Source organism: Geobacillus sp. FSL K6-0789 (genome assembly GCF_038593135.1).
Lineage (GTDB): Bacteria > Bacillota > Bacilli > Bacillales > Anoxybacillaceae > Geobacillus > Geobacillus stearothermophilus.
The window spans coordinates 1,770,219-1,789,178 of record NZ_CP151966.1 but is presented as its reverse complement, the minus strand read 5'-3'; the positions used below and the strand labels follow the sequence as shown (position 1 = coordinate 1,789,178).

At 52.5% G+C, this 18,960-nt stretch carries 18 protein-coding genes, 3 tRNA genes and 4 pseudogenes; 21 read left to right on the top strand and 4 right to left on the bottom strand.

Annotated elements, in window-relative coordinates:
- The first annotated feature begins 23 nt into the window (after positions 1–23).
- Positions 24–1,127 carry a GerAB/ArcD/ProY family transporter gene (locus NSQ51_RS09355; protein ID WP_033015161.1) on the top strand — a complete coding sequence of 368 codons (1,104 nt, stop codon included), beginning with the start codon at positions 24–26 and terminating at the stop codon, positions 1,125–1,127.
- Between the two features lie 494 nt (positions 1,128–1,621).
- Here NSQ51_RS09355 and NSQ51_RS09350 read toward each other — a convergent pair whose 3' ends face one another.
- From NSQ51_RS09350 to NSQ51_RS09340, 3 genes are all read right to left on the bottom strand, one after another.
- A complete protein-coding gene (locus NSQ51_RS09350; RefSeq protein WP_339238857.1) occupies positions 1,622–2,500 on the bottom strand; it encodes an IS982-like element ISGsp1 family transposase in 879 nt (292 codons plus the stop codon).
- Between the two features lie 143 nt (positions 2,501–2,643).
- Positions 2,644–3,291 carry an MOSC domain-containing protein gene (locus tag NSQ51_RS09345; protein ID WP_061567428.1) on the bottom strand — a complete coding sequence of 216 codons (648 nt, stop codon included), beginning with the start codon at positions 3,289–3,291 and terminating at the stop codon, positions 2,644–2,646.
- A gap of 5 nt (positions 3,292–3,296) precedes the next feature.
- Positions 3,297–4,301 (bottom strand): LLM class flavin-dependent oxidoreductase, encoded by a 1,005-nt coding sequence (locus NSQ51_RS09340; protein WP_033016728.1) that lies wholly within the window; start codon positions 4,299–4,301, stop codon positions 3,297–3,299.
- Between the two features lie 382 nt (positions 4,302–4,683).
- On the opposite strand from NSQ51_RS09340, the gene NSQ51_RS09335 reads away from it, so the two are divergent.
- The 9 genes and pseudogenes from NSQ51_RS09335 to NSQ51_RS09295 all read left to right on the top strand — a co-directional run bounded on the left by NSQ51_RS09335 (position 4,684) and on the right by NSQ51_RS09295 (position 13,133).
- The gene (locus tag NSQ51_RS09335; RefSeq protein WP_055358984.1) at positions 4,684–5,247 is read left to right on the top strand and encodes a thioredoxin family protein; all 564 of its coding nucleotides are present in this window, start codon (positions 4,684–4,686) and stop codon (positions 5,245–5,247) included.
- A 259-nt stretch (positions 5,248–5,506) separates the two neighbouring features.
- Positions 5,507–5,896, top strand: a complete 390-nt coding sequence (locus NSQ51_RS09330; protein WP_033016731.1) for a gamma-glutamylcyclotransferase family protein — start codon at positions 5,507–5,509, stop codon at positions 5,894–5,896.
- Between the two features lie 191 nt (positions 5,897–6,087).
- The gene (glnA, locus tag NSQ51_RS09325; RefSeq protein ID WP_053532803.1) at positions 6,088–7,446 is read left to right on the top strand and encodes a type I glutamate--ammonia ligase; all 1,359 of its coding nucleotides are present in this window, start codon (positions 6,088–6,090) and stop codon (positions 7,444–7,446) included.
- A gap of 263 nt (positions 7,447–7,709) precedes the next feature.
- Positions 7,710–8,597 (top strand): sulfite exporter TauE/SafE family protein, encoded by an 888-nt coding sequence (locus NSQ51_RS09320; RefSeq protein WP_121650055.1) that lies wholly within the window; start codon positions 7,710–7,712, stop codon positions 8,595–8,597.
- Positions 8,598–8,884: 287 nt separating this feature from the next.
- Positions 8,885–9,845, top strand: a pseudogene (locus tag NSQ51_RS09315) (MBL fold metallo-hydrolase).
- 301 nt (positions 9,846–10,146) lie between these two features.
- Complete coding sequence (locus NSQ51_RS09310) at positions 10,147–10,434, top strand: transporter suffix domain-containing protein (protein WP_049624307.1); 288 nt, start codon at positions 10,147–10,149, stop codon at positions 10,432–10,434.
- 17 nt (positions 10,435–10,451) lie between these two features.
- Positions 10,452–11,249 (top strand): SGNH/GDSL hydrolase family protein, encoded by a 798-nt coding sequence (locus NSQ51_RS09305; RefSeq protein ID WP_121650054.1) that lies wholly within the window; start codon positions 10,452–10,454, stop codon positions 11,247–11,249.
- Positions 11,246–12,160: an ABC transporter ATP-binding protein gene (locus NSQ51_RS09300; RefSeq protein ID WP_033016738.1), complete on the top strand. Its 915-nt coding sequence runs from the start codon at positions 11,246–11,248 to the stop codon at positions 12,158–12,160. The genes NSQ51_RS09305 and NSQ51_RS09300 overlap by 4 nt, the downstream gene beginning before the upstream one ends.
- Positions 12,153–13,133, top strand: coding sequence for an ABC transporter permease (locus tag NSQ51_RS09295; protein WP_033016739.1), 981 nt, complete (start codon positions 12,153–12,155; stop codon positions 13,131–13,133). Before NSQ51_RS09300 ends, NSQ51_RS09295 begins: the two co-directional genes overlap by 8 nt.
- Before the next feature lie 270 nt (positions 13,134–13,403).
- Here NSQ51_RS09295 and NSQ51_RS09290 read toward each other — a convergent pair whose 3' ends face one another.
- Positions 13,404–14,051, bottom strand: coding sequence for a hypothetical protein (locus NSQ51_RS09290; RefSeq protein ID WP_342462668.1), 648 nt, complete (start codon positions 14,049–14,051; stop codon positions 13,404–13,406).
- Between the two features lie 91 nt (positions 14,052–14,142).
- Between NSQ51_RS09290 and NSQ51_RS09285 the strand changes: the two genes are divergently transcribed.
- From NSQ51_RS09285 to NSQ51_RS09235, 11 genes and pseudogenes are all read left to right on the top strand, one after another.
- Positions 14,143–14,219, top strand: a tRNA-Pro gene (locus tag NSQ51_RS09285).
- 10 nt (positions 14,220–14,229) lie between these two features.
- A tRNA-Ala gene (locus NSQ51_RS09280) sits at positions 14,230–14,302 on the top strand.
- Positions 14,303–14,311: 9 nt separating this feature from the next.
- Positions 14,312–14,401 (top strand) — tRNA-Ser (locus tag NSQ51_RS09275).
- A 239-nt stretch (positions 14,402–14,640) separates the two neighbouring features.
- Entirely contained in the window at positions 14,641–14,910 is a 270-nt protein-coding gene (locus NSQ51_RS09270) for an AbrB/MazE/SpoVT family DNA-binding domain-containing protein (RefSeq protein WP_023634676.1), read from the top strand.
- Entirely contained in the window at positions 14,910–15,239 is a 330-nt protein-coding gene (locus NSQ51_RS09265) for a type II toxin-antitoxin system PemK/MazF family toxin (protein WP_033016743.1), read from the top strand. Before NSQ51_RS09270 ends, NSQ51_RS09265 begins: the two co-directional genes overlap by 1 nt.
- Positions 15,240–15,431: 192 nt before the next feature.
- Positions 15,432–15,626: pseudogene (locus NSQ51_RS09260) on the top strand (pirin-like C-terminal cupin domain-containing protein); the annotation flags it as partial.
- Positions 15,627–15,721: 95 nt separating this feature from the next.
- Positions 15,722–16,471: an oxygen-insensitive NADPH nitroreductase gene (nfsA, locus tag NSQ51_RS09255; protein ID WP_033016745.1), complete on the top strand. Its 750-nt coding sequence runs from the start codon at positions 15,722–15,724 to the stop codon at positions 16,469–16,471.
- Positions 16,472–16,544: 73 nt separating this feature from the next.
- Entirely contained in the window at positions 16,545–17,288 is a 744-nt protein-coding gene (locus tag NSQ51_RS09250; RefSeq protein ID WP_033016746.1) for an NAD-dependent protein deacylase, read from the top strand.
- 33 nt (positions 17,289–17,321) lie between these two features.
- Positions 17,322–17,990, top strand: a pseudogene (locus NSQ51_RS09245) (branched-chain amino acid ABC transporter permease); the annotation flags it as partial.
- Complete coding sequence (locus NSQ51_RS09240; protein WP_259463347.1) at positions 17,990–18,118, top strand: hypothetical protein; 129 nt, start codon at positions 17,990–17,992, stop codon at positions 18,116–18,118. The pseudogene NSQ51_RS09245 and the gene NSQ51_RS09240, both read left to right, overlap by 1 nt.
- 143 nt (positions 18,119–18,261) lie before the next feature.
- Positions 18,262–18,504, top strand: a pseudogene (locus NSQ51_RS09235) (multidrug resistance efflux transporter family protein); the annotation flags it as partial.
- Between the last annotated feature and the right edge of the window lie 456 nt (positions 18,505–18,960).

Sequence of the window (18,960 nt, the reverse complement as noted above, 5' to 3'; positions counted from 1 at the left end):
AGCGTGAGGAGCGATGGAGCGAGATGGAACATAGTAAAATCAATATGCGCCAGCTGTTTGTCCTGATCGTATTGTTTGAGCATGGCAGTGCGATAGTCATTCCGCTCGGCGCCAGCGCCAAGCAAGATGCGTGGATCGCCATTTTGCTCAGTCTGGTTCTTGGGCTATTGCTGATTTTGGTTTATGAGCGTTTGTTTCATTATTATCCCGATCAGCCGCTGACTTCCTATGTGACACATATCGTCGGTAAGCCGCTCGGCAAGGTGTTGGCAGTTCTCTATATTACCTATTTTTTCCATATCACCGCCCGTGTGTTGCGTGATTTTGGCGAACTGTTGCTCACGTTTGCCTATCCGGAAACGCCGCTGTTTGTTTTGAATGCCCTTATGGCTATGACGGTCATGTACGGTGCCTATAAAGGCATTGAAGTATTGGCACGCACCGGCGAACTGCTTTATACGTTGTTGCATATACTGGCAGTTGTTGGATTCCTCTTAGTTATCGCTTCCGGAGTTGTTGATCTCACCCAGATCCAACCGGTGTTAGAGGAAGGGTGGAAACGGGTGTGGAAAACGGTGTTCACGGAAACGTTGTACGTGCCGTTTGGCGAAATGATCGTGTTTACCATGCTGTTTCCATACTTGAATCGTCCGGAAAAAGCGCGGCGGGCCGCCGTTGCCGGGATGGTGTTGACCGGGATCAACCTGGCGATCATTATGGTCGTTAATACGGCCGTCTTAGGAGCTGATGCGGTGTCACGTTCATCGTTTCCGTTGCTCGATACGATCCGCCGCATTCGAGTCGCTCACTTTTTAGAGCGGCTTGATGTCTTTTTTATGGTCGCTCTAGTGATCGGGGGGTTTTTTAAAGTCTCCATCTTTTTTTATGCCGGCATCGTGGGGGTGGCTCATGTATTCGGGTTTTCGAACCACCAGCGGCTTGTTTATGCGTTTGGGGTGCTTGTCTTATTGTGGTCGGTGGCGATGGCCAGCAACTACTGGGAACATATTCATGAAGGATTAAAGATTGTCACGTTCTATCTGCACATCCCGATGCAAATCATCATCCCGGTGCTCTTGCTTGTGATTGCGGCGATTCGCCGGCGGTTTGGACAATCAGCAAAATAAGAAAAACGGACTATATAGATGCAATTTGAAGATTTACCATTTGCAGCTTTTATCGACTGTCAGGCGACCGAACAACGCCGCTTCCAGCCCCATATATGGGTCTGTGAAGCAGGTGGTTGTTCGGTCTTCCGTCACGCCTTGGCGTGACGGAGAAGTCTGTGGCTTGCCTTCGACAGTCGAAAATGGACAAACCGCTTTTCTGTCAAGGATATGTTAAACTTCTTCGTTGCATCTATCCTGAAAACACCATTTAAGATAAAAAAACGGAACCCACCTAGCCTTCGGAATTTGATTCCAAAGGAGCGACATTCCGTAGTGCACCAGACTACTGGGGTCCGTCTATATATCGGACTTTTACGTACCATAGATACAACGACCTCATGACCCCAGCTGCAAGGAGACCATTCGACAGAAGGTTGTTTTCATCCTTCCGATGGTGACGAAATTTTTTTGTCATGGGAGTCTATATATATACCCGTGGTGCTAGTTGAGCGTCAGCGCTCAACCAGCCCTAGTGTGACCAAGGAATAAGCCAACAAGATGCCATCGAGTGCCACTTCAAACCCGGCCATGGAATTCGCTCGAATGTCGGTGATCCGGTATTGGTCTACGAGAATCGAAAACACCGTCTCGATGACTTTGCGTTTTTTTTGGATCCATTCTTCCCATGCCTTGGATGGGCCGTGCTTTTGATTGTGTCGAGACGGTGTCCAGAACGCGGCTTGGTGTTCTTCGTACAGCTTTTCTCGAAGAGCGTGGCTGATGTACCCTTTGTCCCCAAAGTTGTAGGGATGAGGGATTTGAGTCATCACCGTTTCAGCGGCTTTGACGTCGTGGCAGGACGCTTCCGTCACGACATAGCCCATGGCCAGCCCTTGATTGGTCACTTGAAGATGCAGCTTGAAACCGTAGTACCATTGCTTTTTGGAAGCACAATACCCCATATCCGCGATCCCTCGAAATCGCTTGACGCGCTGCATTCTTGCGGGATGGCACAACGGAAGAGGCAAGCTGTCGACGACCGCATAAGCATGGTGTTGGCCACGTTTCGCCAGCTCATGACGGATCCATTTGATGGCGAAACCAAGCGCTCGGCAGCGGCGGTTGTATCGGGAGCGTTCAAGAAACGAGCCGTTTGTGAACAAATTTCCCGTGACAAAACGATGCCAGGCTCGTTCGGAAGAAAAGCCCAGCAGCTTCCCCAAAAGGTGAACCGCCATGACCACTTCGTCTTCTTGCTTGACCAAGTGACGGTTGCGGCGATGAAGATCCATTTGAATCAACGACAGTTGGGCAGAAACAAAACAGAAAATAGCGGCATATTGTTTTTGAAGTTTGGCTGGATCTGTAGTAAAATGAAAGTGCTCTTGCATGGGGGATCTCTCCTTTCGAATGTTGGGTGACACTTTCATTCTACTGGAGATCCGCCAGCAAGGGCTATTTTTATGCTTGATCAAGTTTATCTAGCACCACGGGTATAAAGATATTTTGTTAGTCATTTCCGCCGCTTTGTGCTTTACGGCCGGGGCCGAGCGGCGAGACGCTTTTGAAACGTTTCGCGCCAGCTTGCGGATAAGGCCGGATGGCTGGCGATTTGCTTCATGGCAGCAACATTGTCGCGCTCATGATAGTAAATGTGATTGATATACGCGATGGATAGCGCCCCCACGCCCCGTTCGACGAGAACGAGCGGCGCGCCTGGAGCGACGACGCCCTCTTTGAGAACGCGAAAGTAAAACCCGCTTTTTCCTGTCTGGCAGACGGCTTTCGGCAAATCGGGCAGCTGATGTTTGAACGCCAATTTGGAGCACGGCTGGCGCGGCTGCGACACTTGTACGAGCGCTGTGCCGGCGGCATAAATGTCGCCAAGACATACATCGTCTTCCGTCAACCCGAGAAGCGTCCAGTTTTCGCCAAACGCCCCCGCCGTAAATGGGCGGCCGTATCGCTCTTCCCAATAGACGAAATGCTCGGACGGATAGGCGCAAATCGCTTTATCTTCTCCTCCGTGATGGACGAGGTCGGCTTGTCCATCTCCAGCCAAGTTTTGTTTGCCGACCGCAACGGGATGAGCGACCGGCGTTTTGTCAATGCCGGTTGTGATCCGCTGGCCGCCGATGTGGAGCGTTTTCGGCTTCCCGACATTAATGGAGAGAATCTGCATCGCGTTCACCCCCATACCGCCTCGGCGATGAGCCGGAAGCTTGCGAGTTTATCCTCGAAGTCGTATGTAATCGTCACGAGCATGATTTCCTCTGTTTCATACGTTTCGCTCAGCCGATACAGCTTGTCTTTGACGCGCGTCGGACTGCCGACGATCATCCGCCGCCGGTTGTCTTCCACCCGTTTGCGCTCATACGGGCTGTACGGATACGCAGCCGCTTTTTCCGGGCTTGGCGTGCCGTTCAGCGCCATCCCTTGCTCGATCATAAGAAGCGACAGATCAAGGCTGCCGGCGATCCATTCCGCTTTTTCATCCGTTTCGGCGCAAATTGCAAACACCGCGACCATTCCGCGCGGCTCGGCCAAATACGGCGATGGAACAAACCGGTCACGGTACAGCCGCATATAATGTTCGCCGCCTTCCCCGTTGATAAACTGGGCGAACACATACGGCAGCCCTTTATCGGCTGCCAGCTTCGCCGTTTCCGAACTGGAGCCGAGCAGCCATAGTTCCGGCGGGGACTGCACGATCGGCGTCGCCTTGACGCCATAAAGCGGGTGGACGGGCGGAAGCGCATCGTGCAAATACCCAAGCAAGTCATCGATTTGCTCCCGATAGCGATCCGCTGAACGCGGCCGGCCGTCTTGGAGCGCCATCGTCGCCCGCGGCATGCCGCCGGGTGCCCGCCCGATGCCGAGATCGACGCGGCCGGGATGAAGGCCGGCAAGCACATGGAAGTTTTCCGCCACCTTGTACGGGCTGTAATGCGGCAGCATCACGCCGCCTGAGCCGATGCGGATGCGCGACGTTTTCGCTCCGATGTGTCCGAGCAGCACTTCCGGCGACGAACCGGCAAGGCTGTTTGTATCGTGGTGTTCCGACACCCAAAACCGCTTATAGCCGAGCTGCTCAACGTGTTGGGCGAGCTTGACGGTGTTCTCGAGCGCTTCTTCTGCCGTCATGCCTTCGGCGATCGGCGACTGGTCGAGGACGCTCAGTTGCAGCGCCATTGCGATTCCTCCTTCTTCCGCCGCAGCGGTGGAAATAATGATTAGTTTCTATTATGCGCTGTTTTGCTTCGGTTTGTCCATTCATTTGTCCACCCGCCTAGCAAAAAACCGATCCGCCGTCGGCGGATCGGCCAATCCCGTCAAGATGCGCGGCAGTGCGGCGATAATAAAACATCGGGTGGGATACGGGCGGTGCGGCAGCTGGCCCGTACACGCGCGGGGTCATGTGTTTATTCATATAAATCAATGCACAAACGCCTCCTTTCCGTCGTCTATGTGGCATCATATGCCGAGCTGTGCAGTTCGGTTTGGGCGCTGGATTTGTGACACCCGCCTTCCTTTTGATATAATGAAAGAAAATATTGGAGAAAGGGTGTTGTTGATGCCAGCTGTCGAATCGAACATGTTTCCCCTCGGCAAACAAGCGCCGTCGTTTTCCCTCACGAATGTCATCGATGGCAACGTCGTCCGTCTTGAGGATGTGAAATCGGACGTCGCAACCGTCATTATGTTCATTTGCAATCACTGCCCATTTGTCAAGCATGTCCAGCACGAGCTTGTTCGCCTCGCGAACGATTATATGCCCAAAGGGGTGTCGTTTGTCGCCATCAACTCCAACGATGCGGAACAGTATCCAGAAGATTCACCCGAAAACATGAAAAAGGTGGCGGAAGAGCTCGGCTATCCGTTTCCGTATTTGTACGATGAGATGCAAGAGGTGGCGAAAGCATACGACGCCGCTTGCACCCCGGACTTTTACATTTTCGACCGGGATCTGAAATGCGTCTACCGCGGCCAGTTGGACGACTCGCGCCCGAACAACGGCATCCCGGTCACCGGGGAGTCGATCCGCACCGCGCTGGATGCTTTGTTGGAGGGCCGCCCGGTGCCGGAAAAGCAAAAGCCGAGCATCGGCTGCAGCATTAAATGGAAACAAACACTGTAACAATGTGCTTGACTTTTCATTGTGAAGCGGGTATGATGGAAAAAGCATCATTCGTTCGTTGCGGAATCGCCACCGCCGTGCCGTTGGCTTGCGAGTGCAGCCGGCACGGCATTTTTGTGGCCGCGATCTACTGAACAAATTCACACTGGCGCCGCCTCGGAGCGGCAAGGATGGATGAGAGGAAGGGCTTCCATTGTTTTTGTTTCCTTTCCTTGAGTTTTCGTAATTTATGTTATGTAAACAAAAGGAGAACGAGGAGATGGCGGAAGGGCGATATTGGGTGTTTGTGTATGGAACGTTGCTGACTGGCGAAGAAAACCATGAAGTGGCCGCTCCATACTTTCGCGCCGCGTGTCCAGGGAAAGTAAACGGCCGCTTATACAATGTCGGTCCGTACCCCGCGCTTGTGCTTGGAGAAGAGGGGGAAGTGGAAGGGGAGTGGCTGACGGTGACGGAAGAAGGGCTCAAGGCAATGGATGAGCTCGAGGATTACGTTGAAGGGCGGTGCGATAACGAATACGAACGGGTGTGGGTTCGCGACGCGTGCAAACCGATCGAAGGATATGTGTACGTCTATCCGCCGGAAAAAGCGGCCGGCTTGCCGCTTATTCCGTCCGGATCATGGCGGCGGCGTGAGGAGAAAATGTAACATCTAGAAACAGCCTGTGAGGAACGGTCATCCTCTGGGCTGTTTATTTTTTACATGAATATGAAAACGGTTGTAAAAAATCGTTATAAAAATACAGAAAAATTGCTAAAAAAGTGTTGCCAAACGGCCACTCTTTTTCTATAATAAAAGCATGTTAGAAAAATAAACGTACGAATGTGAGGTAATGTTACATGTCGAAAACGTTCGTTTCCTCCACCCAAACGGGATTGCTCGAACAAATTAAAGAAACGATCCAACAAAAGAACGTTGAGCTTCTTCATTTGCAGTTTGTCGACATTGAAGGGATCTTAAAGCACGTGACCGTGACGGCTGAACAGCTTGATGATGTTGTCGAAGGGAAAATCATGTTTGATGGTTCGTCGATCAAAGGCTTCTCGCCGATCAACCGTTCCGACTTGTATCTTCTTCCGGATTTGAATACGTTTGCTGTTTTGCCGTGGACGGTCGAGGAAGGCTATGCGGAAGCGCGCTTTCTCTGCTCGGTGACCAATCCGGACGGCACGCTGTTTGAAGGCGACCCGCGCAACGTGCTGAAAAAAACGATCGAGCGGGCGGCGGAAAAAGGATATACGATCTCGGTCGGTCCGGAGCTGGAGTTTTTCCTGTTCAAAGCCGATGAAAACGGCAATCCGACGCTCGAGCTCCATGATGGCGGCGGTTATTTCGAACCGTCTCCGAAAGACTTGGGCGAACGCGTTCGCCTTGAAATTTACCGCGCCTTAAAAGCGATGGGCTTTACGATTGAAGCGTCGCACCATGAAGTGGCGGAAGGCCAGCATGAGATCAACTTCAAATATGCCGATGCGCTCGGTGCGGCTGACAATGCGACGACGTACAAATGGGTTGTCAAAACGATTGCCAGCAAGTTCGGCCTCCATGCGACGTTTATGCCAAAACCGGTGTTTGGCATCAACGGTTCAGGCATGCATGTCAACATTTCCCTCTTCAAAGATGGGGAAAATGCGTTCTTTGATCCGAACGATGCGAACCAGTTGTCAGAAACAGCGTACCAATTCATCGCGGGCTTGCTGAAAAACGTAAAACACTTCGCGGCGGTTACGAACCCGCTTGTCAACTCGTACAAACGGCTTGTGCCAGGGTATGAAGCGCCTTGCTACATCGCTTGGTCCGCTTCCAACCGTTCGGCGCTCATCCGCATTCCGGCCAAACGCGGCGTCGCGACGCGCGTTGAGCTCCGTTGCCCGGATCCGTCGGCCAATCCGTATTTGGCGTATGCCATCATCGCTGCCGCTGGCCTTGACGGTGTCGAAAAAGGTTTAACCGCTCCGGCGCCGATTGATGAAGACATCTTCCATATGTCGGAAGAACGACGTGCGGAGCTTGGCATCGACAACTTGCCGGAAAACTTGGGCGAGGCCATCGCAGCGCTAGAAAGCGGAGAAATCGGCCGCGCGACGCTTGGCGAGCACGTATTCAACGAATATGTCGCGTTGAAAAAAGAGGAATGGAACAGCTACCGCACGGCGGTTCATGCTTGGGAAGTCGAGCGGTATCAAGGAAAGTTCTGATCGAAAGCCAGCATTCAAAAGGTGTCCCGTCGCCATATTCGGGGCGCCTTTTTTCTGCAGGCAGCTGTTTGTCTTGATGGACGGCCGCGCGGCGCCTGCCGCCCGTCGGCCGCCAAGCTGCCGGCGTTCGCAACGTCATCTTGCGCGTGGGGAGGAAAAGATGACTGCATTTTTTTATTTTTTAAATTCATAGTTGACATCTATGAATAATGGGATTTAAATTATAAGTAACACGCTCAACTATTGCAAGCGGAGGGAAACCAATGAAAAAACTGATCGTTTTTGTGTTTGTAGGATTTATCGCCCAGTTGATCGACGGATCGCTCGGAATGGCGTACGGCGTCACCTCGTCGACGCTGCTGTTGACGTTTGGCATCGCTCCAGCTGTTGCCTCGGCGTCCGTTCATTTGGCGGAAGTGGTGACGACAGCGGCGTCCGGCGCCTCTCACTGGAAATTTGGCAACGTCGATCGCGCCATGGTCGGGAAGCTCATTATTCCTGGGTCGGTCGGCGCGTTTATCGGAGCATGCTTTTTAAGCAACTTGCCAGGGGATTTGATCAAACCGTATGTATCGTTGTTTTTATTGGCGCTTGGCTTTTACATTATTTATCGATTTTTAGTGTTGAACGGCCGCGCGCCGTCGGCGTCAGGAAAACAGTGGTCCAATAAGCAGCTCGTCCCGCTCGGCTTGGCGGCCGGTTTTCTTGATGCGACCGGCGGTGGGGGCTGGGGGCCGATTGCGACGCCGGTGTTGTTGGCCAATAAAAGCACGGAAGCGCGCAAGGTGGTCGGCACGGTCGATACGTCCGAATTTGCCGTTGCCTTGTCGGCGACGCTAGGATTCGTCATTTCGCTTGGTTGGGAGCAAGTGAACTGGTATTGGGTGCTGACGCTGATGGCGGGCGGGGTCATCGCTGCGCCGATCGCGGCTTGGCTTGTGCGTAAACTGCCGTCCCATTTGCTTGGAGTGTTGGTTGGCGGATTGATTATTTTGACAAACGTTCGCACGCTTCTGCACGCTTGGGAAGCCCCGGCGCCGGTTTATCCTGCTGTGTACGGCCTCATCGTCATCGGCTGGGCGGCGGCAGTATGGGTGGCGATCAGAAATGGACGGAAAGGAAAGGCGACTGGCAGGGAGTTGGCGTCGTAAGCATTAGGGGGCGCTTGGCAAACGACAGTGTCTTTCCGTTGGCGGCAGCGTTGGATGCGATCGGGTTGAGCATCAGGGAGCTTGTTCGTGCTGCAAAGGGCAACGGTCGACAGCGCCTGCCCTCAAAAATAGCGCGCGGAGCAGTTGTTGCCCCGTTGACGACAGTTGAAACGAGAAGGTGGCTCTTGCCCTCTGGGCAGGGGCTGCTTTTTTATCAACCCCTGTAGCGGGAAGCCGGTTTCTATGTTAAAATATTCTGCATCATCAACCAAAGGGGGAGAGGGAACATGGCACAGCCGCTTGATCTCGGCCGCCGCATTTCACTCATCGATTTGTATGATTTGCGCATGCCGTGGCGCACCGGTACATACGTGCTTCACGAAGAGAACTTGGCGATCGTGGAAACAGGGCCAAGCCCGTCGGTGCCGCATTTGCTTGCTGGGTTGAAAGCGCTTTATATTGATCCGTCTGATATTCGCTATATCATCGTTACCCATATTCATTTGGACCACGCCGGCGGTGTAGGGCTACTTCTTCAGCATTGCCCGAATGCGATGGTTGTCGTCCATCCGAAAGGGAAGCGGCATTTGGCTGATCCATCGCGCCTCATCGCCGGGGCGAAGGCGGTCGGTGTACGGCGCGCAGTTTGAGTCGCTCTTTGATCCGATTCTTCCGGTGCCAGAAGAGCGATTGATTGTGAAAGAGGACGGGGAAACGTTGGCGTTGAGTGTGGAGCGGACGCTCACGTTCTATGATACGCCGGGGCATGCGAACCATCATGTTTCCATTTATGATTCGTACAGCCGCGGCGTGTTCACCGGCGATACGATCGGCGTTTTTTACCCGCAGCTGCAAGAAGCGGGGCTTACGTTTTGCCTGCCTTCAACATCTCCGAACCAATTTGACCCTGAAGCGATGGAGCGGTCGGCTGAGCGGCTCGAGAAGTTGAATCCGTCGCGCATCTATTTTGGTCATTTTGGCATGCTCGATGACCCGCAGGAGGCGTTCCGCCAGCTTCGCGTTTGGCTGCCGAAGTTCGTGGCGGCAGGAAAAGAAGCGATCGAGCGAAATCCGGAAGCATCGCCCGCAGAGCAGGCGAAAGTCGCTGCACAACGGTTGCGCCGCGATGTAGAAGCGTTTTTGAACGAATATGGCGTCCCGTCTTCGTCGCCGGTGTATGCGGCGATCGAGCTGGATTTGCAAGTGTGCGCGATGGGGTTGATCGATTACTGGCATAAGCGGCGGTGATAGGGGTGAATGAACGGTGTCCCAAGCATAAAAGGGACACCTTTTCTTTGTTAATACGTATAACGATGATGATGACGAATCCGTCTGCTTGGTTTCATGCCATGAGGCCGGTTTTTCTCCTTCCAAACGGTGCGTTTTGCGGTTCAAGACAGGCGTTGGTTGGCGGCGAAACGCACGGCTTCAGGCGCGCCGTTTCGTGAACGGGAGATGGATATGGTAGAGTGGGAGTGCAGAATCCCAATCTTCGTTCTCAACCACGACGCCATAAGGAGGTGGGGACGCGAAGCAAGAGAAACCGGTTCTGTATCGCATTGGCATTGACCTCATCATCGCCTCGTTCGTCGTTTGGGTGGCGGTGCCGATCGCGCCGTTTCTGCCGTTTTCAGCCGCTGTCAAGGCAACGATTGTCGCCACGGTCATTGCGGCGGCGGAAGTCATGTTTTGGCTTGGGGTGCTGCTGGCTGGAAAAGAAGCAGCGAGGAAGCTGAAAGCGTATTGGAATCCGAAGCATTGGCGCATAAATCGGCAACGGTTGGATCAAACCAATGATGTTAAGCAAAAAGAGGAACGGTTGGAAGAAAGCCAATAAAGAGATGAGGTGGTGGCATGAGACGGAGAGCTGTTTCGTTTCTCATCGTTGTTGCCGCTCTGTCCGGAGTGCTTTGGCTTGGCGGCCTGGCATTGGCGGTGCAAGACCAGTTTTTTTCGGTCGCCAAGCCGCCGACGAAAGAACAACGGCCGCCGACGGCTGAAACAAGGCAACATGACGAGAAAATGGATATTGTTGCTCTTGGCGATTCGTTGACGAGAGGAACGGGCGATGAAAGCGGAAAAGGGTATGTCGGCTATATGGTCGATGAGCTTCGCCGGAAAACGGACAAACCGATCCGTGTGACGAACTTGGCCATCCGCGGCCTTCGCTCTGACGGACTGCTTCGCCAGCTTGGCCAGCCTGAGATTCAGCGGCAAGTCGCCATGGCGGATCTTATTGTGATGACCATCGGCGGCAACGACTTGTTTCAAGGCGGGGAAGCGTTGAAACTGGATCGAAAGCAGCTGAATGAGGCGAAACGGCGATATGTAGCCAACCTAGACCGCATTTTCGCCGCGCTGCGCCGCTTCAACAGCGAAGCGGTCATTTTTGCGATCGGTTTGTACAACCCGTTTGGCGATTTAGACGATGCCAAACGGACGTCGGCGGTTGTGCGCGATTGGAATTTTGCATCAGCGGAAGTGGCGGCCCGCTATCCGAACATCGTCGCGGTGCCGACGTTTGATTTGTTTGCCCTCCATGTCAACGACTATTTGTACAGCGACCATTTTCATCCAAACGCGGCAGGCTACAAGCGGATTGGAGAGCGCGTCGCCTCGCTCATCACGTTGACGGAGGAGGGTGAGCAATGACCAAACAGGTGACGTTAGCGGTCAAAGAGCTGCGGAAAACGATTCGCGGCAAGGAAATTATTAAAGGCATTTCGTTTGAGTTGCATGAGGGGGAAGTATTCGGTTTTTTAGGGCCGAACGGCGCGGGAAAAACGACAACGATCCGCATGCTCGTCGGGCTCATTCGGCCGACGTCGGGGACGGTGGTGATTTGCGGGTATGATCTTCACCGCCAGTTTACCGACGCGATCCGCCAGATCGGCTGCATCGTCGAAAACCCAGAAATGTATCCGTATTTAACAGGATGGGAAAACCTTGAACATTTCGCCCGCATGATACCGGGAATTGGTGCAGATCGGATCATGGAAGTGGCGAAGCTCGTCGGCCTTGAACAGCGCATCCATGACCGAGTGGGCACGTATTCGCTCGGCATGCGGCAGCGGCTCGGCATCGCTCAGGCGCTGCTTGGAAAGCCGAAGGTGCTCATTTTGGACGAGCCGACCAACGGCCTTGACCCGGCCGGCATTCGCGAAATGCGCGCCTTCATCCGCTTTTTGGCGGAAACGGAAGGGTTGAGCGTCCTTGTTTCATCGCATTTGTTAAGTGAAATTCAATTAATGTGCGACCGCGTCGCCATTATGGCGAAAGGACGGCTCTTGGCCGTGGACACGGTTGAGCGGCTGTTAAACCAACAGGCGCGCGTCGTCTGGAAAGCCGCTCCAACGGATCGGGCGCGGGCGCTGTTAGCGGCGGAAACCGAGGTGTTGCGCGCCGATGAAGAGACGATCGTCACGCCATATGAGCCGTCGAGACTAGCCGCTTGGAACGCCAAGCTTGTCCAAGCCGGCGTCTCGGTTTCGGAAATTGAACCGCGGCTGCCGACGCTCGAGGACTTGTTTATCGAGCTGACAGGGGGCGAAACGATTGAGTAAGCTCGTGTATAATGAAATGTTGAAAATCGTCCGCAAAAAGCGGCTATGGGTGATCGCCGCCATCATTGTGGTGCTCGTCGCCTTGTTTACATACGCCCAATACCGCGAGACGGAAGAGTTGAGAAAACGGCTTGGCACGACCGACTGGCGGACGCAGCTGCAGCAGCAAATCGTCGATTTGCAAAACCGCTTGCAGTCGCCGAGCATGTCTGAGGAATGGCAGAAATACTTGCAAATCCGCCTCAAGCAGCAGCAGTACTACTTAGAGCACAACATTAATCCGTCCGCCCCTGGAGCGCCGACGTTTATGCGCACGTTTATCGAAAACGCCATCGACTTGTTTTTGCCGCTTTTAGTGATGGTGGTTGCGGCCGATTTAGTGTCGTCCGAGGCAAGCGCTGGAACGATCAAGCTGCTTCTCGTTCGGCCGGTGAAGCGGTGGAAAATTTTGTTGAGCAAATATATCGCGTTGCTCCTGTCGGTGTCGCTCATTATGCTGATGGCGGCGGTGCTGTCGTATGCCATCTCCGGACTCGTGTTTGGATATGGCGGCTTCCGTCTGCCGCTATTGACCGGATTTGTCCAGCAAGGAGAGGATCTCAATACAGCGAATGTCCACATGATTCCGCAATGGAAATACATTTTGATCGAGCTCGGGCTGGCAGCGTTTGTGAGCGTTGTCGTCGGCACACTGACGTTTATGTTTTCCGTGCTGCTTAGGAGCACGGCGGCGGTGATGGGCATCATGCTGGCAGCATTGATTTCTGGCGCGATTTTGTCGAACATGGTGTCGTCGTGGCATTCGGCAAAATATTTGTTTATGGTCAATTTGCGGCTGACGGATTACATAAAAGGAGCGGCTCCGCCGATTGAGGGGATGACGCTTGGCTTTTCGATGGCCGTGCTGGCTGTCTGGGGGCTTGCAGGGCTTCTTGTCGCTTTTTTTGTCTTTATGCGGCGAGATGTCTATTGAAAACGGCAGAGCGGCGAAAACCTGAGGGGGTGTTCCCTCGGGTTTTTTAGTGAAAGGGGATGAAATGCCTATCTATTCGGCTGCTTGTCGTGAACGCCGGCGAGTCCAAGCGCGTGATGGCCCCGCAGCAACTGTATAGATGCAATTTAAAGCTTTAACATTTTTCGTCTTTGCCGGTCATTGCATCCGACTGTCGAGTGACCGAACAACGCTGCTTAAAGACCCATGAATGGGTCTGTGAAGCGAGTCGTTGTTCGGTCTTCCGTCACGCTAAGGCGTGACGGAGGCAAGCCACACGCTTGCCTTCGACAGTCGAAAATGGGCAAACCACTTTTCTGTCAAGGATATGTTAAACTTCTTTGTTGCATCTATATGCTCCACGGCCGGCCATTGCTGTTCATCGCAACGGATGAGAAGCACGATCCCATTCGGTATGGAAGAGATCGGCGCATCTTCGCGGTCGGCGAGCAAATACAGCTTGTTCATGTCGACTGAGCCGCGGTAGCTGTCCCAAATGCTGTACATGTAGATGGCCACATAAAACATGAGCCATCGTTCGTCAAGAACGGCTTTTGCCTTTTCAAAATCGCCAAGCAGCGAGTATAATATACCTGTATTGATATGGGCTTTTGTGTTGATAAACAGCTCCCAGAGGATTAACATAAAGGCCGTGGCGTAGCGTTGCTGCATCAAATTGCCGAAACCCGGAAACGAAAAGGAAAAAAGGCGACGACAAGCGGATGACGCAAATGGAAATGGGTGGTTGTCAATTGCGACAAATGCGCCCGTTTGCGCCGCGCCGGCGGAATGAGTTTCACAAAGCGCCCCCTTTCCTTTACACGGTTGCTGTGTTTTTAGTAGTAGAAAAAAAGGAGCGGCAGCTATGCAGGTCGTTTCAGAAAAAAGATCAATTTTCATCCGTTATGGCGAAAAAAAGATAAAAAAACTATTGACTTTCCTTTGAGGTTCATATAGAATATGAATTGTCGCAAGGTAAACCAGCATATGTCGGGAAGTAGCTCAGCTTGGTAGAGCACACGGTTCGGGTCCGTGAGGTCGCAGGTTCAAATCCTGTCTTCCCGACCATTATAGACATGGGGCCTTAGCTCAGCTGGGAGAGCGCCTGCCCCGCACGCAGGAGGTCATCGGTTCGAATCCGATAGGCTCCATTTTCATACGGAGGAATACCCAAGTCTGGCTGAAGGGGGCGGTTTCGAAAACCGCTAGGGGTGTCACAGCCCGCGGGGGTTCGAATCCCTCTTCCTCCATTTCTAATATCCATCCTGTCAAATTGTAAATCATGAACCCCTTGATACGACTGCGTTGGCAGTCGTTTTTTCATTTTTTCGGAATCCTTTTGACTTTTCTTCAAATCTTTTAACATGTTCAGCGTCTTATCATCAATCGTAATCGTTCGTTTCGAATCGAAAACACCGTCTCGATGGCATCTTTTTTTTTGAATTTATGTATATACTATGTATATACGAAATGAAAGGAGAGAGGTATAGTGGAATTAAACAAACAGAAAGGAGTGTCAATCATGACAATAACAGTTCAAAAATGGGGAAACAGCCTTGCGGTTCGTATCCCAAGCGTGATTGCTGAACGTTTAGCGCTTCATCAAGGATCAGAAGTGGAGGTGATCGTTGAGAACCAAGCGATCAAGTTGATCCCGAAAAAGAAAAAGCCGACATTGGAGGAACTTTTGGCTAAAATCACGCCGGAAAATCGCCATGCTGAAATTGATTTTGGAACAGAAGGGAATGAATTGTTCTGATGCAAGCGCCGGATCGTGGGGATCTTGTTTACGTCAATTTCAATCCACAAGCAGGGCATGAGCAGGCAGGAAAAAGGCCCGGCATCGTTCTATCACCAAAGCGGTTCAATCAATTGACAGGGTTTGCGGTGCTTTGCCCGATCACCCAGCAACAAAAAGGATATCCATTTGAAGTGGAATTGCCATCAGGCTTGGCCGTTGAAGGCGTGATTTTAACCGATCAGGTCAAAAGTTTAGATTGGCGCGCCCGACAGCTTCAAATAGTAGGACGGGCGCCCAATGAAGTTGTTTCGGATTGCTTGGATCTGATTCATACTTTTCTTTCGTGAAAGGCCATTTATATTGGCCTTTTGTTCACTTTTAGCATACTTTTTGCGTACATTTTTGCCCTTCACGCTCCTTGAGGCGGGAGACTTCCTTCGGATATTTTGTTAAAAAGGCAGAATCGAGCAACGAAAAGAAGGCGGATCGTCCCGCTTTTTTGCATGGATTGACACACTGGAGATTATTTTGCACAAATGCTGTTTTTCAGCCGCCACAACTGCGGCGAGGAAACGGAGCTAAACGTGACCGCCCGCGAAAAACTCCGCCTTCTTCTTTATGCCGGCGAGCCGGTGAACGAACCGGTCGTCGCCTACGGGCCGTTCGTCATGAACACGCCGGAACAAATCCGCGAGGCGATTCGCGATTACCAGGAAGGGCGGTTTGGGCGATAATGGAAGGGAAAGAGCCGATTCGTTGTATGGCTCTTTCTTTTTTGTTATCATGTTCACAAAAAGAAGCCGTTGGGTTGTTCAAGGAGGACATAGTCATGAACCAAGTCATCGAAACGATTCTCCAGCACCGTTCGATCCGCCGGTTTGAAGACAGGCCGCTCACGGATGAACAAATCCGCACGATCGTCGAATGCGCCCAGGCGGCATCCACTTCAAGCTATGTTCAAGCGTACTCGATCATCGGGGTGAAAGATCCGGAGAAAAAACGGAAGCTCGCCGAGTTGGCGGGAAATCAATCCTATGTCGAGCATAACGGCCATTTCTTTGTCTTTTGCGCTGATTTTCACCGCCATGAGCTCATTGGCGAGCTAGAAGGAAAAGACGTGCTTCCATCGCTTGAGAGTACGGAAAAGTTTATGGTTGCGCTGATTGACACGGCGCTTGCGGCGCAAAACGCCGCCATTGCCGCGGAGTCGATGGGGCTTGGCATCTGCTACATTGGCGGGCTGCGCAACAACTTGCCGGAAGTATGTGCGCTGCTAAATGTGCCGAAGCGGGTCATTCCGCTGTTTGGGCTTGCCGTCGGCTATCCTGCACAAACGCCGGATCAAAAGCCGCGGTTGCCGTTTGAACACGTTTATCATGAGGACGAATACAACCAAGACCGCGCCCGATTCCTCGAACAATTGCAACGCTACAACGAAACGGTTTCGGCGTATTATGAGCAGCGGACAAACGGCCGCCGCCGCGACACATGGACCGGGCAGATGGCCGATATGCTCAGCCGCCAAGTCCGGATGTACATGAAGGAGTTTGTGGAAGGGAAAGGGTTCAATTTACGGTAGCCTCGCTGCAGGCGGGAGCCCCCAGCTCCCATTCCCGAAGCCCAAGAGGTTCGTAAGAAAGGAGAGAACGAGAGTGGACAAAATCCGGCAACTGGCGCAATGGATCAAAGAGGCGAATACAATCGCCGTCCTGACCGGGGCCGGGATGAGCACGGAGTCCGGCATTCCTGATTTTCGCAGCGAAAACGGCCTTTACGCCCAAGAGGACCATGTCGAATATTATTTGTCAGAGCATTATTACAAAAAAGATCCGATTGATTTTTGGCGTCGATTCAAGCGGATGTTTTCATTAAAAATGATGGGCGGCTTTGCCCCGAATGACGGGCATCGGTTTCTCTGCTGGCTTGAGGAGATGGGCAAGACGGTGACGATTTTGACGCAAAATATTGACGGGCTGCATACGAAAGCAGGAAGCACGAATGTCATTGAGCTGCACGGCACGCTGCAGACGGCGACATGCCCGTCATGCGGCAACAAGTATGATCTGTCGTTTATCAACCGTCACGAGGTGCCGCGCTGTGAAAAGTGCCAGACGATTGTCAAACCGGATGTCGTTTTGTTTGGCGGGCTCGTGCCGCGCATGGAAGAAGCGTTTGCTGCGGCGGCCGCCAGCGACTTGCTTCTGGCGATGGGAACAAGTTTGGAAGTGGCGCCCGCGAATCAAATCCCGTTTTATGTCGCCGCCGAATCGCCGGCAACAAGGAAAGTATTGATCAACAAAACAGCGACAAGAATGGACGGGATGTTTGACCTTGTCATTTATGGCGGAATCGGGGAAACGGTCGCTAGCGTGCGCAAGCAAATACAGGCGGAATAGATCGATAGATTCCATGACACGAAAGAAATGCCGATCGTCGCATCGATGGCGGCGGTCGGGCTGCTTGGCGTCTTGATGGAGCGGCTCGTGTTTTATCCGCTTCGCGACGCATCGCCGCTCCATGACAAAATTGCGGCGATTGGCATTTTGTTGTTTTTGGAGGCATTCGCCCAGTTCGTCTGGGGGCGGACTATCAGACGATGCCGACTCCGTATGGCGATGTCGTCACGTTGTTCGGATTCACATTGACCATTCAACGCATCCTCATCATCGCATCCGCTGTCATCATCATGATCTTGTTTACCTCTTCTTGAAAAAGACGTTCATCGGGTCTTCCATCATCGCGATGGCGCAAAACCGCGAAGGGGCGAATTTGGGCGGCATTAACACGAATAAAGTCGCCATGCTGACGTTTTTCCTTTCCGGCAGTTTGGCAGCGCTCGCCGCGTCGCTCGCTTCGCCGATCAACCTTGTGTTTCCCGGCATGGGGCATCTCGTCATCTTGAAAGCGTTTGGCATCATCATTCTCGGCGGCATGGGAAGCATTCCCGCGCCATTGTCGGCGGCTATATTTTGGGATTCAGCGAAAGCTTGGGAGCGACGTATGTGTCGAACGACTACAAAGACATTATCGCTTTTGCCATCCTCGTCATCATTTTAACGGTCAAACCGAACGGACTGTTTGCCAAGGAGGGACATTGATGGCTGTATTCGCCAACCGGCGCTTATGGATCGCCGTTCTTGCGGCGCCGGCTGACATCGTTCGCATTATGACGTTTTTTGATTCGTTAATGATAGAATTGCCGCCTGGAAGCACTGTTTCGGGTTGATCAATTCTTATTGTGTACTTATTATCATAAAAAACTATGTTCTAAATAATCAAAGAAACAAATAGAAAAATTTTCAATAATGAAATAAAATAAAACTGCCCTGCCACATGATGAATCTAATCACAGGAGAGGAGAGACCGACCATGCGGGAAATGGCCCTCGGCCTTGCCGCCTCGTTCTTTTTTGCCGTTACGTTCATATTGAACCGGTCTATGGAACTAGCTGGCGGGAGTTGGACATGGAGCTCGTCACTTCGTTTTTTCTTTATGGTTCCGCTGTTGTTTGTCATTCTTCTTGCCCGCCGCAATCTCGGTCCGGTTTGGCGCGACATGAAGCGCCATCCATGGACATGGATCGTCTGGGAGACGGTCGGTTTCGGCTGTTTCGAAGGCCCAGCCTTCGTATCGGGTGGAGGGAGAGCGGTGAAAACGAGCATCTATATAGATGCAACGAAGAAGTTTAACATATCCTTGACGGAAAAGCGGTTTGTCCATTTTCGACTGTCGAAGGCAAGCCTATGGCTTGCCCCGTCACGCCAAGGCGTGACGGAAGACCGAACAACCACCTGCTTCACAGATCCATATATGGGTCTGTGAAGCGGCGTTGTTCGGTCGCCTGACAGTCGATAAAAGCTGCAAATGGTAAATCTTCAAATTGCATCTATATACGCGCTGCTGGCCTGCCATGCGGCTGTGATTTATCTCTGGATTAGCGACTGGGACGTGCTTATGACGCCCGTGGGTCTTGTCGTATGGGGCGGAGGGGTTGCTGTCAGCCTCACCATCCTTCACTTTCGCCCCCGTATTCATCCCAGTTTGCCGCCTGCTTCCTTCAGATTCTGC

Excerpts from the sequence above, each read along its gene's own strand:
- nfsA (WP_033016745.1), top strand. The coding sequence starts at position 15,722 with ATGAACCAAGTCATCGAAACGATTCTCCAGCACCGTTCGATCCGCCGG.
- glnA (WP_053532803.1), top strand. The coding sequence starts at position 6,088 with ATGTCGAAAACGTTCGTTTCCTCCACCCAAACGGGATTGCTCGAACAA.
- NSQ51_RS09340 (WP_033016728.1), bottom strand. The coding sequence starts at position 4,301 with ATGGCGCTGCAACTGAGCGTCCTCGACCAGTCGCCGATCGCCGAAGGC.
- NSQ51_RS09330 (WP_033016731.1), top strand. The coding sequence starts at position 5,507 with ATGGCGGAAGGGCGATATTGGGTGTTTGTGTATGGAACGTTGCTGACT.
- NSQ51_RS09300 (WP_033016738.1), top strand. The coding sequence starts at position 11,246 with ATGACCAAACAGGTGACGTTAGCGGTCAAAGAGCTGCGGAAAACGATT.
- NSQ51_RS09320 (WP_121650055.1), top strand. The coding sequence starts at position 7,710 with ATGAAAAAACTGATCGTTTTTGTGTTTGTAGGATTTATCGCCCAGTTG.
- NSQ51_RS09290 (WP_342462668.1), bottom strand. The coding sequence starts at position 14,051 with ATGAAAATTGATCTTTTTTCTGAAACGACCTGCATAGCTGCCGCTCCT.
- NSQ51_RS09240 (WP_259463347.1), top strand. The coding sequence starts at position 17,990 with ATGGCTGTATTCGCCAACCGGCGCTTATGGATCGCCGTTCTTGCGGCG.
- NSQ51_RS09350 (WP_339238857.1), bottom strand. The coding sequence starts at position 2,500 with ATGCAAGAGCACTTTCATTTTACTACAGATCCAGCCAAACTTCAAAAA.
- NSQ51_RS09345 (WP_061567428.1), bottom strand. The coding sequence starts at position 3,291 with ATGCAGATTCTCTCCATTAATGTCGGGAAGCCGAAAACGCTCCACATC.
- NSQ51_RS09335 (WP_055358984.1), top strand. The coding sequence starts at position 4,684 with ATGCCAGCTGTCGAATCGAACATGTTTCCCCTCGGCAAACAAGCGCCG.
- NSQ51_RS09305 (WP_121650054.1), top strand. The coding sequence starts at position 10,452 with ATGAGACGGAGAGCTGTTTCGTTTCTCATCGTTGTTGCCGCTCTGTCC.
- NSQ51_RS09355 (WP_033015161.1), top strand. The coding sequence starts at position 24 with ATGGAACATAGTAAAATCAATATGCGCCAGCTGTTTGTCCTGATCGTA.
- NSQ51_RS09265 (WP_033016743.1), top strand. The coding sequence starts at position 14,910 with ATGCAAGCGCCGGATCGTGGGGATCTTGTTTACGTCAATTTCAATCCA.